The sequence below is a fragment of the Desulfomicrobium macestii genome, from assembly GCF_014873765.1.
In the GTDB taxonomy this organism is placed as follows: domain Bacteria; phylum Desulfobacterota; class Desulfovibrionia; order Desulfovibrionales; family Desulfomicrobiaceae; genus Desulfomicrobium; species Desulfomicrobium macestii.
On sequence record NZ_JADBGG010000008.1, the window covers coordinates 1 to 14861 of the forward strand.

Genomic DNA, 14861 nt, shown 5'->3' on the forward strand with positions numbered 1-14861 from the left:
ATAATTTTGGATCGTAACCCTTCCACCTGCATGACACGACGCACAGTCTCAAGACTACACGACAGACCCGCGTCTTCGACGAGGTCTCTGTGCACCTTTCGATATCCGTAAATACCATTGCTTTGGCGATGGTAAAAGCGGACTGCCTCACGCAACGTCTCATTTCGAGTTGCCCGCCGGCTTTTTCGAGCGGACAACCATCCATAAAAACCGCTGGCACTGACTCTGGCCAGTTTGCACAGTAAATTTACAGGATATTGATCTCTCAGTGTTTTTATCCATGCGTACTTTACAGAGATTCCTTGGCAAAGTACGCCGCAGCCTTTTTTAAAATCTCCACCTCCAAACGCAGACGGGCATTTTCTTCCCGCATAGCTTTAGCGTCCTGCGCGGCAGCATCAGTGACTTCCGCCGCTGGAATCTCTCCGCTGGCACGGAATTGTCGGACCCAATCACGTACTGACCACGAACTGCAACCTAATTGCTCTCCGGCCACACGACACGAATACCCCAACTCGGTAACGAGCTTGACCGCAGATAATTTGAATTCTTTTGAATACTTGGCTGATCTTCCCATGTGTGTCTCCTCATGAGCGGAAGATAACCTCTCAAGCCGTGTCCGTCATCCTTAAGGCAGTCCAGCGGACCGGATCGCGACCGCCCTGCCGCCCATTCTCTTCATCCTCCAAAAAATTCCACGAACACCACGCCTTTCCAATTCCCACCAACAACCGCCTCACACGTCGCACCAAGCGGTCCGGTTCGTCCCGGTCAAGGCGCGCCGACTGTCTGATTGAGCCAGGCATCGTTTGCTGAATCGTTGCCAAACGTCCGGCCCCGGCCTCGCGCGCCACCACGCAGCGGCTCAGCATTACGAGGCCCGCGAAAGAGTTTCGGCGGGTCTTGACCGGGGCGGACCGGATCGCGACCGCCCTGCCGCCCATTCTCTTCCATCTCCACAAAAGCCCAGTCCAAAAAAAACGCGCCCCGGAAGGCGCGTTTCAAAAAACATTGAAGGAATAACTCCTAAAGCTTGAACTTCTTCACCAGTTGTTCCAGGGCTCCCGCCAACAGGGACAGGTTCTCCGAGCTCTGCTTGAGTTCGGTGCTGTTGCCCGAGATATGGCCGGAAGCGTCGCTGACCTGCACGATATCCTTGGCGATTTCACCAGTGACCATGGAGGCCTGGGACACGTTTTCGTTCACTTCCTGGATGCCAAGGGAAGCCTGGCCAACGTTTTCGGCAATCTCCCGGGTGGCGGCAGACTGCTGTTCCACGGCGGCGGCGATGGTGGAGACGAAGTCTCTCACCTCACCGATCACCGCCATGACCTGGGCGATCTCCTCCACGGTGGCGGAGGTCGAGGTCTGAATGCCTTCAATGCGCTGCCGGATCTCGTCCGTGGCCGTGGCGGTCTGGTTGGCCAGTTCCTTGATCTCGTTGGCGACGACGGCAAAACCCTTTCCGGCATCGCCTGCCCGGGCCGCCTCGATGGTGGCGTTCAGGGCCAGCAGGTTGGTCTGGGAGGAGATGGCGTTGATGGCCTCGGTAACCTTACCGATTTCCCTGGCCGCCACTCCCAGCTTGTCCACACGTTCCGAGGCCGAGGTGGCCTTGTCCACGGCCCGCATGGTCACCTCGCGGGTCTTGTCCGTGGTTCCGGCGATCTCATGGATGGTGGAACTCATCTCCTCGGCAGCGGCGGCCACGGTGCCCACGTTCACGGAGGCCTGCTCCATGGCGGCGGCCACGGTGTTCATGTTCGCGTTCATCTCTTCCGAGGCGGTGGCCACCGTGTTGGACTTCAAGGACAAGTCCTCGGCGTTTCTGAGCATTCCGTCGGACATGCGCTCCAGTTCCGCCGAGGAGCCCATAAGCACCTTGGCCCGCTGGGTGATCTCGGTCACGATGCCCCGCAGGCTGGACGCCATGTTGTTCAGATCTTTCTGCATCCGGCCCAGCTCATCGCCGCTGTCGATCTTGAGCTCTCCACTCATGTCGCCCGTGGCCATGCGCTTCAGGAATTCACCCGTGGATCGCAGCGGATTCAGGAGACTGGCCCTGACCAGCAACCAGCCGAGCACGCCCAGGATGATCAGGATGCCGACAGTCCATCCGCCCATGCTGAGGGCGGCCATTGTCACGGCCTCGTTCGCTTCCTTGAGGGAGGAAATGATGACGAACGCTCCGTGGACCTCGCCGGGCTTCCAGCCTTCCTTCACGCCGCCCGTCGGATCCTTTTCGCCCTTGGGATCGCCATGGCAGTACATGCAGTCCTCGGAGAGGCGGATGGGCTTGAAATAGAGCAGCCGGTCCTTCTCAACGATGACTTTCTCGGCCAGGTTCGTGCGCGAAAACTCGGTCAGGACTTCCCTCTCCAGGGCGCTTGGCGCATTTTTCGGATTGCGCGGACTTTCCTTGGGAACCCTGAATTCATAGCCGGCCTCGGCCGCCTTGGCCGCGGCCGTGTTCATGGCCGTGACGATGGGCACGGCCTGCAGGAGCTTCGCAGGATCGCTACGAAGTTCATCGAGGGGCCGAAGCACTCCAAGTTTGTGCTTGTGCGCCATGTCCTCGCGCACCGATTCGGCCATCATGACCACGGATCGGCTTTCCTTCAGTCGTGCGCTGATCGCCGCCTCCTGGATGTCGCTGATGTGCAGATAGGCCATAACGACGGCCAGCAGGATGGGACCACAGAAGATGATCAAAAGCACCTTCCAGGTCAGGCTGAGGCGATACCACATTATTATTACTCCGAAATTCATTTAAAGGTGAAGTCACGGCAGATCGAAAATACATAAGCGGCCAACAACGGTGAAAAATTATTCAGACAACGAGGTGAAAGCAAAAGCCTCCACGTCCACCAGTCCCCTGTCCGTCAGGCGCAGACGGGGAATGACCGGCAGGGAAAGGAAGGAGAGCTGCATGAAGGGGTTGATGTTCTCCGGGCAGCCGAGTTCCCGGGCGCTGGCGTTCAGGTGATCCAGCCCGGCCGCGACCGTTTCGGGATCCTCATCGCTCATGAGCCCGGCCAGGGGCAGGGGCACCAGATTGAGCACCCAGCCGTCGCGCACGCAGACAAATCCGCCGCCGCAGTCGGCCAGGGCGCGCATGGCCAGGATCATGTCGCTGTCCGAGACGCCCGCCACGATCAGATTGTGGGAATCGTGGGCCACGGTGCCGGCGATGGCGCCGCTCTTGAGCCCGAGGCCCCGCACCAGCCCGAGCCCGACCCCGCCGCTGCTGCGATGCCGCTCGAAGACGGCCAGCTTGACCACGTCGGCATCCGGGTCCGCCATGATCATGCCATCGCGGACCAGAGGCTCGACCAGGTCCATCCCGGTCACGATCTGTCCAGGAATCGTGCGGATGACGCGAACTTTCTTCCCGGCGGCCGGGGCGGGCATGTCGAGGCAGGAGGATTTCATCTCCCCCAGGTGCACGCTTTTTGTCACGACGCGTTCCGTGGAGGCGGGCCGCCAGGATTGGGGACTGATGGCCCGGCCGCCGAGGTAGGCCTGAAAAATGGAGAAGGATTCAAGGTCGTCGAGCAGCACGAAATCGGCCCGGTAGCCCGGCGCCACGGCCCCCCTGCGGCGCAGGCCGAAATAGCGCGCGGTGTTGATGGAGGCCATCTGGATGGCCCGCATGGGCGCAAGGCCCCGGCTCACGGCCAGCCGAATGGTGTGGTCCAGGTGTCCGTCCCGCAGCAGATCGTCGCAGTGGCGGTCGTCGGTGACCAGGGAGCAGTTCTGACTGTTGAAGTCGTTGATGAGCGGCAGGAGGTCGAACAGGTTCTTTTCGGAGCTGCCCTCGCGGATCATGACGTGCATGCCTGCGCGCAATTTTTCCAGGGCCTCCTCCAGATGGCAGGCCTCGTGATCGCTGCCGGGTCCGGCCAGGACGTAGGCGTTGAGGTCGAATCCGGACAGACCCGGAGCGTGCCCGTCAATGGGACGGTCTCCGGCCGCGAAGAGCTTGCCCATGACCTGAGGGTCCTGGTAGAGTACTCCGGGATAGTTCATCATCTCCGCCAGCCCCAGAATGCGGTCCGGATATTCCTTGAACATGGCCGCGATGTCCTGGGCGGTGATGAGCGCCCCGGCGGTCTCCAGATGCGTGGCCGGAACGCAGGAAGGCATCATGCAGCGGATATCGAGGGGCAGGTCGCGGGTGATCTCAAGAAGCCACCTGATCCCGTCCAGTCCCAGAACATTGGCCAGCTCGTGCGGATCGCAGACGACCACGGCCGTGCCGTGGGAAGCCGCCACCTGCGCGAACCGGACAGGATCGAGCAGGGTGGACTCGATGTGGATGTGCCCTTCGACCAGGCCCGGGCACAGATGGCGCCCGCAGGCATCGACGACATCAAGGGCGTCGTATTCGCCAAATCCGACCACCACTCCGTTCTTCACGCCAACGCTGCCGGGATGGATTTCCCCGGAGAGGACGTTGACCACCTGACAGTTTCGGATCAGCAGATCCACCGGGGTCTCGCCTCGGGCGGCATGTAAAAGGCTGTTCATGGGCATGTATTCACCTCGACTGGTTTTGAATCCGACTTTGGCTCACGGCTGGGTTTTCCAGCGACGATGCATCCAGAACCACTGCTCCGGGTAGCGAAGCACCATCTGTTCGACGGCCCCGGTATAAAAACGGCAGATCTGCTCGATCCGCTCCGCCCTGCTGCCTTCAAGAACGGCCGTGTCCAGGCTGGGCAGGGTCACGGCCCTAAACCGCCCCTGCGGCAGGCGGATAAGGAAAAAAGGCCAGACTTCGGCCTTGGCACGCAGGGCCAGAATGGCCGGGCCCTTGTTCACCGCCGCGGTCTTGCCCAGAAAGGGCAGAAACTGCGCCTCGGCGCGCTTGCAATTGTGATCGACCAGAAACGCGCAGAGCCCACCTCGACGCAGTTTGCCCAGGGCTTCGGTCGCGGCCTCGCGATGGGGAAGGACCCGTATCTTGCTCTGGGTGCGCATGTGCATCAAAAGATCGGCCAGGGCGGCATCCTTGGGCAGCCGGGCCACGACCTGGCAATCGGTCTTGGTGTTGAAGCGCTTGAGCACTCCGCCAAGCAGCTCCCAGCATCCAAGATGCGCGGTCACGCCCACGACGGGACGCTGCGTTGCGCCCATGCGCTCGAAGAGATCCGGATTCTCGTATTCGATGCGCTCCTCCAGGAAGCGGTGATCCATGTAGCGGGCGTGAAAAAGCTCCAGAAAAGAGCAGGCGCTGTGCCGGAAACTGGCTTTGGCGAGTTCCCTTGCCTCACTTTCCCCAAGGCCGAGGCGGTCGCGCATGCAGGCCGTGGTTTCCTTGCGCCTAGAAGGCAGGACGGCCCACATGAGTTTGCCGATACCGTTTCCCAAGGCATGCAGCCGCTCCAGCGATAATGACGTGCCCAGGGGCAAAAAAGCGTTGTAGGCTATGTGTCTCACAAGTTTTTTCCAAGAGAGTTCATGATCTGTTCAAGATGTTCGCACTGCCTTTGCATTTCCGCAGGATCGTCGCCAAGCTCGGGCAGGAAAACGGGATCGCCGTAGATGATGGTGCATCTGGAAAACGGCCAAGGCAGTTGAAATTTGTCCCAGGCGCGATGAAAGACCTTTGCCCGGCTCATGACAGCCCGCACCGGCACGATGGGCGAACCGGCGTGCCGGGCCAGGAACACGGCCCCCGGCTTGACCTTGTGGCGCGGTCCGCGCGGCCCGTCCACGGTGAAAATGATGCCCACGCCCTGCTCGTCCATGACCCGCTTGGCGGCGATCAGGGCGCGCATGCCGCCGCGCGAACTGGAACCGCGCACGGACATGAAGCCGAAACTCTCCAGCACCCGGGCCAGGATTTCCCCGTCCTTGCTCTGACTGACCACACAGGCCATGCGCTCACCGGCATGGGCGGGAATAAGGGGAAAAATCTCGTCGTGCCAGAGCATGATCACGGGACGCTTGGCGCGCAGCTCCGGATCAGTGAAGACATCGGTATTGAGCCGCTCCACACGCAAGGTCAAGTGCCACAGACGCACAAAAAAGGCCAAAACGGCACCAATCAACCTGGGGGAAACGGGAATCCGCACCATGCATCTCCTCATGTAATCGGAATGGAATCGAATTTTTCGTTGGAAAGATAAAAAACGTATAGGTTTAAACGATTTGACCGGAACCCGGGGTCACGACAATCATCTGAAAAAAACAAAAAGGGAGTCTCACCATGCCCATAGTTCTCAATTGCGAAAACGAACCATGCCCCAACCCCGTATTGCGTTGCAAGCGGCTTCTGGACGAGCAAACGCCCAAAATGATGGAAGTCATAGTCGACAACGAGGCAGCCATGGACAACGTCAGCCGCTATCTGGCCAGCAAGGGCATGCGCATAGACGAGACGCGCAAGGACGGCACGCTGTGGACCATCAAGGCCTCTTCACAGGACCCGCAGGCATCAGCCTCGCAGGCCCCGCAAGCCTCGCAGGCCTCGCAGGACGGTCCGGAGAATGCGAAATCGTCCGACGCGGCCAAAATCCTGGTCTTTCTCACGTCAGACACCATGGGCGCGGGAGATGACACTCTGGGTTCCAGGCTGATGGGCAATTTCCTGAACACCCTGCCGGAGCTTGGCGATACGCTGTGGCGCATCATCATGGTCAACGGGGCCGTTAAACTCGCCACGGCGACAAATCCGGCCGTGGAGGCGCTCAAGAAACTGGAGGCCGCGGGAGTGTCCATTCTGGTCTGCGGCACCTGTCTGGAATTCTTCAAGCTCATGGATCAAAAAGCGGTCGGACAGGTCACCAACATGCTCGACGTGGTCACCAGCCAGCAGGTCGCGGACAAGATTATCAGCTTGTAGGCGGTAGCCAAAAGTCCAGTATTCCTTCCAGACAATAAAAAAGGCAGGGATCCCCTTCTTCAAGGGGATGACGACTTTTTGCAGTGACATCTTCAAGGGGATGACGTTTTTTTTGCAGCGACATCTTCGTTCATGAAGCGGGACTGTCTGGCGCTGACGGTGTCTTCATCCCACCTTCGGCCAGCGGCAGTCCCGCCTCTTTCCAGGCCAGAATCCCGCCGCGCAGATCGTAAACGCGCCTGAACCCCAGCTCATCCGCCATCCGCAGCACATGCGAACTGCGATTGCCGCTGCGACAGTACATGAAGATGGTCGCGTCGCGGTCCAGCTGTGCGAAACGTTCCCGGAAATCCGAGGCGTAGTAGTCAAGCAGTGCAGCGCCTTCGATAAAGCCCTGACCGAATTCTCCCGGTGTGCGCACGTCGAGGATGAGGAAATCGGGGTTGTTCCGGTTTCGGCTCATCAGATCGACGGCGGCAGCGGGTTCGAGCAGTCGCTCATCCTGGGTCAGGCATCCGGCCGAGAAGACGAGCAGAATCCAGAAAACGGCCGCAAACACGCACTGCATGCCCACGAACCGGGTTTCGCGGGTGTTCACAGAATTCGCTCCGGAGCCGAGAAAATGGAAAAGCGGTTCTGGCGGGCGAAGCCGATCAGGGTCAGGTTCATTTCCCGAGCCAGGAGCACGGCCTGGTGAGTCGGGGCGCCCAGGGAAACCAGGATGGAAATGCCGGCCCTTCTGCCCTTGTGCACGATCTCCGAGGAAATGCGCCCCGAGGTGATCATGACCGTACGCCCGAGGTCCACGCCCAGCGCCAGGGCCCGGCCCACGACCTTGTCGGCGGCGTTGTGCCGCCCGACGTCGTCCCGGATGAGCTCCGGATCCTGTCCGTCCACGCTCAGCGCCACGGTATGCACGCCGCCCGTGGCGTGGTGCAGGTCCGAATAGCGGCGGAACCAGTTCGCAAGCTCCTGGACGCGCCCGGCGGGGAGGGTGAAGCCGAAAGGCATGGGCCCGCTTCCGGCCAGTTCCAGGGCGCTGGCGAACATGACCCCCTTGCCGCAACCCGAGGTGAAGGTACGACGGGAGAGTTGCTCCGGGTCCACTGCACAGGCAAGGCTGACACGCACCGCCCAGACGGCCGGATCGACCTCGCAGTCCAGAAAATCCTCGGGCCGGGCCAGCAATCCGGAAGTGTGCAGAAAGCCGCGCGCCAGATCGCCAAGATGTTCGGGGGTGCACATCAGGGTGGCGATTTCCGTATCCCGGGTCATGATGGTCACGGGCACTTCCGTGGCCACGACATCGGTCTCGTGCGCGAAACCGGCGGCCGTGACCTTGACGATATCCATCTGCACCAGAGGCTCTAAAGGCTGGGGGTCTGCCATGGGGACTCCTGAGAAAAAATTGAAGAACTCCGCCGTCATCATCCGGAGGAGGCAACCCGGAACGGCGAAAGAAGATGGGCACGGGGAATGTCCTACTTGCAGCCCGTCTCCTGTCAAGGCGAAGAATCGCGTTTCCGCCGGGGCACATGCAGTCAATGCACCACGTCGACACCCTCTTGAAGAAGGCCTTCCATGTCTTTTCAACTACCCGAAAAGAATGGATTCCAACTTTCGCGAAAATGACTTTTCACAGCATCGCCTCACTGTTGGCAATAACCAATCGTAACAGATCCGAGCGCGACCTTCCGCTTCGTGACAAAGTTCACATTTGAGTCCTTGCCCTCCAGAAGCTAAGAATATAAAGAAAAAACTTTACCCGAGGGACACCCTGACCCGCTTTTAATTCCCCCACGACGAGGAGGAAAAGCGGCATGGGAATCAGATCTGGAACATTCAAGGAGGAAATGATGAACCGTCTTCGTACGCTGGCCCTGGTAGGACTGATGATCTTAGGCAGCGCCACGATCGCCCTGAGCGAAACTTTCGAAATTCCCGAGAGCGTGACCATGAGCCCCAAGCAGTTTGAAGGCTACACGCCCAAGAAAGGGGATGTGACCTTCAACCATGCTTCGCACATGGATATCGCCTGTCAGCAGTGCCACCATACCGTGCCTGACACCTATACCATTGAAAGCTGCATGACCGAAGGCTGTCATGACAACATCAAGGAACGGACGGAAATTTCCTCGGTCTACCGGACTTTCCACACCACCAAGGACTCGGAAAAGAGCTGCGTCGGCTGCCACCGCGAACTCAAACGCCAGGGCCCAAGCGACGCGCCCTTGGCCTGCAATAGCTGCCACGTGCAGTAATCCTTCCACGCCCCCGGCTGTCCGGGGGCGTTTCGTTCATGCCCTCATCTTATCGCCTCGATGGAACATTCGTGAATCGAAGGCAACTTCGAACTCACACCTCACGTCATTCCCGCGCAGGCGGGAATCCTGCCTTGACCAGACGAATCTTGAAAATCGGGGGATGGATCCCCGCCTGCGCGAGGATGACGCACCCACCACGACGCATAGTCTCCCTGATGCCGCCGGATGGATCCCCGCCTGCGCGGGGATGACACCGAGGTGAACGCAGACTTGTACCCTGCCGTCCCCTGCACAAGCCCGAGCGGTGCGGTTCGTTGCGGCAAGGGCCGCCGACTGTCTGACTGAGCCAGGCATCGTTGGCTTCCCCGTCGTCCCGGGCACCGCCTCTTCCACCCTCCATCAATCTCAACTCAACCACCACGTTCTCACCCCCGACTCTTCAACGGCTTCGCCCCTGCACAAGCCCGAGCGGTTCGGTTTGCGCCTTACAAGGTCCGTCGACTGTCTGACTGAGCCAGGCATCGTCGGTTTCCACGTCGTCCCGTCCATCCCTTGCTCAAGCCCGAGCGGTCCGTTTTGCGCCGGGAAGGGCCGCCGACTGTCTGACTGAGCCAGGCATCGTCGGTTTTCCCTGTCGTCCCACGTCCATCCCTTGCTCAAGCCCGAGCGGTCCGTTTTGCGCCGGGAAGGGCCGTCGACTGTCTGACTGAGCCAGGCATCGTTGGCTTCCCCGTCGTCCCCCGCCTGACCCTGATCGTTCGCCCTGCACGCGACGGGGAAGCCTTACGAGGCCCGCGAAGGAGTTTCGGCGGGCCTTGTAAGGCGCAAACCGGATCGCGACGCCCTGAGCAGCCCATGCCTTAAGCTGTCTTTTCATCTGCCTCCGCCCTGCCTTTTCCTCCACCCTCCACTCAAAATTGACCTCAACCCCCTATTCATGCTTCAGTACTACCGCATCAAAAAAATACGGAGTTCCGCATGACCACGCCGCCCCCCTCCCCCCTCATCAGCGCCCGGGACCTGACCAAGGTCTATTACCCCGGCGCGGCCGTGGAAGTGCGGGCCCTGGGCGGGGTCAGCCTGGACCTCTTTCCCGGCGAACTGGTCGTGCTCCTCGGCGCATCCGGCAGCGGCAAATCGACCCTGCTGAACATCCTGGGCGGCCTCGACACCCCCACCAGCGGCGCCCTCTCCTACCGCGGGCAGGACCTGACCGGCGCCGACGAAACAACCCTCACCGCCTACCGCCGCGAAAACGTCGGCTTCATCTTCCAGTTCTACAACCTCATCCCCAGTCTCACGGCCCGCGAGAACGTGGCCCTCATCACCGACATCGCCGACGACCCCATGGACCCGGCCGAAGCCCTGAACCGGGTCGGCCTGTCCGGACGCATGGACCATTTCCCGTCCCAGCTCTCGGGCGGCGAGCAGCAGCGCGTGGCCATCGCCCGCGCCATCGCCAAGAACCCCGACGTGCTCCTGTGCGACGAGCCCACGGGCGCCCTGGACGTGCGCACGGGCATCACCGTGCTCTCGGCCATCGAGCGCATCAACGCGGAGCTCGGCACCCTGGCCGTGGTCATCACCCACAACGTGGCCATCGCGGACATGGCCGACCGCGTCATCCTGCTCTCGGACGGGCGCATCACGGACATCCGCGCCAACGCGACCCGCCGCCGGGCGGAAGAGCTGGAGTGGTGAGATGCGCGCCCTGAACGTCAAACTCCTGCGCGACCTGTGGTCCATGAAGGGGCAGATGGCCGCCGTGGCCCTGGTCATGTCCTGCGGCCTGATGGTCATGATCATGGCCCGCGGGCTGGTCATGTCCCTGGAGACGGCCCGGGACGAGTACTACGCCTCCCACCGCCTGGCCCACGTCTTCTGCGACCTCAAGCGCGCCCCCAACGCCATCGGGACGCGCCTGCGGGAGATCGACGGCGTGGCGTCCCTTGAGACGCGCATCAAGGGCGCCCTGACCCTGGACCTGCCCGGCCTGGCCGAACCGGCGGACGGCCTGGTCCTGTCCCTGCCCGACGGCCGGGAGACGGAGGTCAACCGCCTGCACCTGCGCCAGGGGCGCCTGCCCGAGCCCTACAGCCCGGACGAGGTCGTGGTCAGCGAACCCTTCGCCAAGGCCCACGGCTTCGTCCCCGGCCACACCTTGGAGGCCACCATCTACGGGGCGCGGACTACGCTGCGCATCGTCGGCGTCGGCATGTCGCCGGAGTACGTGTACGAGACGCGGCCCGGCGAGACCGTGCCCGACAACCGCCGCTACGGCACCTTCTGGATGAGCGAAGGGTCCCTGGCCGACGCCTTCATCCTCAAGGGCGCCTTCAACAGCGTCATCCTGACCCTGGCCCCCGGAGCCGAAACCGGTCCCGTGAAGAAGGACCTGGACCGTATCCTGGCCCCTTACGGCGCGCTGGTGGCCTTCGACCGCTCGGAGCACGTCTCGACCAAGCTCATCGACGACCGCATCGCCATGCTCAAGGGGTTCGCCATCGCCTTCCCGGTCATTTTCCTGTCCATCGCCGCCTTCATGACCAGCGCGGCCCTGACGCGGCTGGTCCGCCTGCAGCGCGAGCAGATCGCCCAGCTCAAGGCTTTTGGCTACTCCTCGGCGGACGTGGGCCTGCACTATTTCCAGTTCGCCCTGGCCGCCGTCGTGGCCGCCACCCTGCTGGGCTCCGTGGTCGGCCTGTGGCTGGGGCAGAATCTGGTGGAGATCTACCGCCGCTTCTTCCAGTTCCCGAACCTCGTCTTCCGGCCCGACTGGTGGGCCCTGGGCCTGGCGTTGGCCGCCAGCGCCGGAGCGTCCTTCATCGGTGTGCTCGGGGCCGTGCGCCAGGCCGTGAAGCTGCCCCCGGCCGAAGCCATGCGGCCCGAGCCGCCGACGCGCTTCGAGCCGTCCGTGCTGGAGCGCATGGGCCTTTTGCGCCTGCTCTCGCCCATCCAGCGCATGGCCCTGCGCAACCTGGAGCGCAGGCCCTGGCAGGCCTTTTTCACGGCGCTGGGCCTGGCCATGGCCACGGCCATCCCCATCGTGCCCGGGGCCATGGGCGACGGCATCGACTACCTCATGGACTTCCAGTGGCGGCTGGCCCAGCGCCAGGACGCCACCGTATCCCTCATCGAACCCGCCTCCCCGGCGGCCCTGCACGCCCTGGCGGCCATGCCGGGGGTGCTGCACGTCGAGCCCTTCCGCGTGGTGCAGGGCCGCATCGTGAACGGCCTGCATGAGCGCCGCGTCGGTCTGACCGGGCGCCTGCCCGACGCGCGCCTGAACCTGCTCCTCGACGACAAAGGGCGGGCCGTGGAGCTGCCGCTGGCGGGCCTGCTCCTGTCCGAGAAGCTGGCCGAAGTGCTGGAACTTGCGCCCGGGGACCCGGTGCGCATCGAGGTCCAGGAAGGACGCCGCCCGGTGCTTGAAACCTTCGTGGCCGGGACCATCACGGATTTCGCCGGGGTCGGGGCCTACATGGACTTCCACGCCCTGGGCCGGCTCATGGGCGAGGAGCGGGTCGTCAGCGGCGCGCACCTGACCCTGGACAATACATATCGAAGCGAGTTTCTGGACGCGGCGGCGGACACCCCGGCCATCGCCTCGGCCGTCTTCACCTCCTCGGCCCGCGAGAGCTTCCAGCTGGCCATGGGCGACATGATGGGCGTGGTGCAGGCCGTCTATTTCGGCTTCGCCATCATCGTGTCCTGCGGGGTGGTCTACAACGGGGCGCGCATCGCCCTGTCCGAACGCACCCGCGACCTGGCCACCCTGCGCGTGCTGGGCTTTTCCGAAGCCGAAACGACCATGATCCTGCTCTCGGAGCTCATCTTCCTGACCCTTGCGGCCCTGCTGCCTGGACTGCTGATCGGCAGCGAGATGGCCCGGGTCCTGGTCCTCACGGCCAACACCGAGTCCGTACGCATGCCGCTGGTGCTGACCGGCAGGGCTTATGCCACGGCCGTGCTCATTGTCCTCTCGTCGTCCATGGCGTCCTTCCTGGTGGTCGGACGCCGCATCAGGAACCTGCAACTCCTCGCCGTACTGAAGGCTCCCGAATGAACACTACGCGCAGGCGCCGTCCGTGGCGCATCCTCCTCTTCGTCCTTCTGTGCCTCGCCCTGGCCGCGCTCCTGATCGCGGGCTTCTGGCCCTCGCCCCTGCCCGTGCAGACGGGGCGGGTGGCCAGCGCGCCCATGACCGTCAGCGTGACCGAGGAAGGCAAGACGCGCATCCGCAGCCGCTATGTGGTCTTCCCGCCCACTGCGGGGTTCCTGCGGCGCGTGGAGCTGCGCGCCGGGACGCGGATCATGGCGGGCCGGACCGTGCTGGCCGTGCTCACGCCCGAGGCCTCGACCTTCCTGACCCCGCGCGCACGGGCCGAAGCCGGGGCCAGGCTGGACGCGGCCGAGGCCGCCGAGCGCGTGCGCCGGGCCGAGCGCGAGCGCGTGGCCACGAGCCTGGAGCTGGCGCGCACGGACCTTGCGCGCCTGGACGCCCTGCTGAAAAGTGGCGCCGTGGCCCAGCAGGAATGGGACAGGGCGGAGAACCAGGTGCGCGTGCTGGAGCGGGAGCTGCAGGCGGCGACCTTCGCCCTGCAGGTGGCCGGGCACGAGACCCGCGTGGCCCGGGCGGCCCTGAGCCGGGGCGCCGCGCCAGGCCAGGACGAGGCCGTGCCCATCCTGGCCCCGGTGGACGGGTACGTCCTGGCCGTCATGGAGGAGAACGCCCGCGCCGTGGCCGCGTCCACGCCCATCATGGAGGTCGGCGACCCGCGCGACCTGGAGATCGAGATCGAGCTGCTCTCGACCGACGCCGTGGCCGTGAAGCCCGGGGCCGAGGCGGCCATCGCGCACTGGGGCGGCCAGGGGGAGCTGCGGGCCCGGGTGACGGTGGTGGAACCCGGAGGGTTCACCAAGGTCTCGGCCATCGGCGTGGAGGAGCAGCGGGTCAAGGTGCGGGCCGAACTCATGGACGACCTGCCTGAAGGGGTCATGCTCGGCGACCGCTACGGCGTGCAGGCGCGCATCGTCACCTGGCGCGGCGAGGACGTGCCGCAGGTGCCGACGAGCGCCCTGTTCCGACGCGGCGGAAAGTGGATGGCCTTTGTGCTGGACGCCGGCAAGGCATGGGTGCGGACGGTGGAGATCGGCCGAGAGAATGGCCTGCATGCCGAAGTGCGGGACGGGCTGAAGGAAGGCGAACGGGTCATCCTGCATCCGCCGGATACGCTCGCGGACGGGATGCGGGTCAGGGAGGAGGGGCAATGATACCGGGCTGCGGACGATGACCTGTCGCAACTGTCTGTAGCGTCAAGAAAGCATGGTTCCCCGCCTGCGCGGGGATGACTGGGAAGGGCCGTCAGGTACGCCCAATCCGAACCATGGTTCCCCGCCTGCGCGGGGATGACACGTTGGTTTCCCGGGCATTCGGAGCAGGAATCGGCAGATGGCGGATACCTGCCGTCCCGAACCCGATCTTTCCTTCGTCCCACCCAACGCCCGATCTTTCCTTCGTCCCGCCAACGCCAGGTCCGAGCGTGTCGGGCGGTCTCCGGCGAGGGTCGTCGACTGTCTGACCGAGCCAGGCATCGTTTGCTTCCCGGCCGTGTCCGTTCGAAGCGCCGCCCAATGCCCAAGACTCAAGGCCGGGAAGCATTACGAGGCCAGCGAGGGAGTTTCGACGGCCCTCGCCGGAGACCGCCCGGCACGCGACCGCACTGATACAGCCCCATCACGCCCGG

General features: G+C 63.3%; 13 protein-coding genes. 5 read left to right on the forward strand and 8 right to left on the reverse strand.

From position 1 onward, the window contains the following. The 6 genes from H4684_RS06770 to H4684_RS06795 all read right to left on the reverse strand — a co-directional run. Nucleotides 1-197 (reverse strand): IS3 family transposase (locus H4684_RS06770; protein ID WP_225940299.1); only part of this gene is annotated, 197 nt, incomplete at its 3' end. A gap of 92 nt (nt 198-289) precedes the next feature. Further along, a complete protein-coding gene (locus H4684_RS06775) occupies nt 290-577 on the reverse strand; it encodes a transposase (protein WP_192623254.1) in 288 nt (95 codons plus the stop codon). Between the two features lie 449 nt (nt 578-1026). Then, nucleotides 1027-2748 (reverse strand): methyl-accepting chemotaxis protein, encoded by a 1722-nt coding sequence (locus H4684_RS06780; RefSeq protein WP_092193840.1) that lies wholly within the window; start codon nt 2746-2748, stop codon nt 1027-1029. 78 nt (nt 2749-2826) lie between these two features. Then, nucleotides 2827-4536: an adenine deaminase gene (gene ade / locus H4684_RS06785; RefSeq protein WP_092193841.1), complete on the reverse strand. Its 1710-nt coding sequence runs from the start codon at nt 4534-4536 to the stop codon at nt 2827-2829. A 36-nt stretch (nt 4537-4572) separates the two neighbouring features. Next, nucleotides 4573-5442 (reverse strand): lysophospholipid acyltransferase family protein, encoded by an 870-nt coding sequence (locus H4684_RS06790; protein ID WP_092193842.1) that lies wholly within the window; start codon nt 5440-5442, stop codon nt 4573-4575. After that, the gene (locus H4684_RS06795) at nt 5439-6083 is read right to left on the reverse strand and encodes a lysophospholipid acyltransferase family protein (protein WP_161949202.1); all 645 of its coding nucleotides are present in this window, start codon (nt 6081-6083) and stop codon (nt 5439-5441) included. Before H4684_RS06795 ends, H4684_RS06790 begins: the two co-directional genes overlap by 4 nt. 131 nt (nt 6084-6214) lie before the next feature. On the opposite strand from H4684_RS06795, the gene yedF reads away from it, so the two are divergent. Continuing rightward, entirely contained in the window at nt 6215-6850 is a 636-nt protein-coding gene (gene yedF, locus H4684_RS06800) for a sulfurtransferase-like selenium metabolism protein YedF (RefSeq protein ID WP_092193844.1), read from the forward strand. Nucleotides 6851-6980: 130 nt separating this feature from the next. Here the strand turns inward: yedF and H4684_RS06805 are convergent, their stop codons facing one another. Both H4684_RS06805 and fdhD read right to left on the reverse strand, forming a co-directional pair. Next, a complete protein-coding gene (locus H4684_RS06805) occupies nt 6981-7448 on the reverse strand; it encodes a rhodanese-like domain-containing protein (RefSeq protein ID WP_092193845.1) in 468 nt (155 codons plus the stop codon). Next, nucleotides 7445-8239, reverse strand: coding sequence for a formate dehydrogenase accessory sulfurtransferase FdhD (gene fdhD, locus H4684_RS06810; RefSeq protein WP_161949203.1), 795 nt, complete (start codon nt 8237-8239; stop codon nt 7445-7447). The genes H4684_RS06805 and fdhD overlap by 4 nt, the downstream gene beginning before the upstream one ends. 467 nt (nt 8240-8706) lie before the next feature. On the opposite strand from fdhD, the gene H4684_RS06815 reads away from it, so the two are divergent. The 4 genes from H4684_RS06815 (at nt 8707) to H4684_RS06830 (ending at nt 14388) form a co-directional block, all read left to right on the forward strand. Next, complete coding sequence (locus H4684_RS06815; protein ID WP_161949204.1) at nt 8707-9111, forward strand: cytochrome c3 family protein; 405 nt, start codon at nt 8707-8709, stop codon at nt 9109-9111. Nucleotides 9112-10092: 981 nt separating this feature from the next. Further along, nucleotides 10093-10815 carry an ABC transporter ATP-binding protein gene (locus H4684_RS06820; RefSeq protein ID WP_092193849.1) on the forward strand — a complete coding sequence of 241 codons (723 nt, stop codon included), beginning with the start codon at nt 10093-10095 and terminating at the stop codon, nt 10813-10815. Between the two features lies 1 nt (nt 10816). Beyond that, nucleotides 10817-13180, forward strand: coding sequence for an ABC transporter permease (locus tag H4684_RS06825; RefSeq protein WP_092193850.1), 2364 nt, complete (start codon nt 10817-10819; stop codon nt 13178-13180). After that, a complete protein-coding gene (locus tag H4684_RS06830) occupies nt 13177-14388 on the forward strand; it encodes an efflux RND transporter periplasmic adaptor subunit (protein ID WP_092193851.1) in 1212 nt (403 codons plus the stop codon). Before H4684_RS06825 ends, H4684_RS06830 begins: the two co-directional genes overlap by 4 nt. Nucleotides 14389-14861 lie beyond the last annotated feature (473 nt).

Coding starts and splice junctions, on each gene's coding strand:
- fdhD (WP_161949203.1), bottom strand. CDS start 8,239: ATGGCAGACCCCCAGCCTTTAGAGCCTCTGGTGCAGATGGATATCGTC.
- yedF (WP_092193844.1), top strand. CDS start 6,215: ATGCCCATAGTTCTCAATTGCGAAAACGAACCATGCCCCAACCCCGTA.
- H4684_RS06820 (WP_092193849.1), top strand. CDS start 10,093: ATGACCACGCCGCCCCCCTCCCCCCTCATCAGCGCCCGGGACCTGACC.
- ade (WP_092193841.1), bottom strand. CDS start 4,536: ATGCCCATGAACAGCCTTTTACATGCCGCCCGAGGCGAGACCCCGGTG.
- H4684_RS06825 (WP_092193850.1), top strand. CDS start 10,817: ATGCGCGCCCTGAACGTCAAACTCCTGCGCGACCTGTGGTCCATGAAG.
- H4684_RS06830 (WP_092193851.1), top strand. CDS start 13,177: ATGAACACTACGCGCAGGCGCCGTCCGTGGCGCATCCTCCTCTTCGTC.
- H4684_RS06775 (WP_192623254.1), bottom strand. CDS start 577: ATGGGAAGATCAGCCAAGTATTCAAAAGAATTCAAATTATCTGCGGTC.
- H4684_RS06815 (WP_161949204.1), top strand. CDS start 8,707: ATGAACCGTCTTCGTACGCTGGCCCTGGTAGGACTGATGATCTTAGGC.
- H4684_RS06780 (WP_092193840.1), bottom strand. CDS start 2,748: ATGTGGTATCGCCTCAGCCTGACCTGGAAGGTGCTTTTGATCATCTTC.
- H4684_RS06795 (WP_161949202.1), bottom strand. CDS start 6,083: ATGGTGCGGATTCCCGTTTCCCCCAGGTTGATTGGTGCCGTTTTGGCC.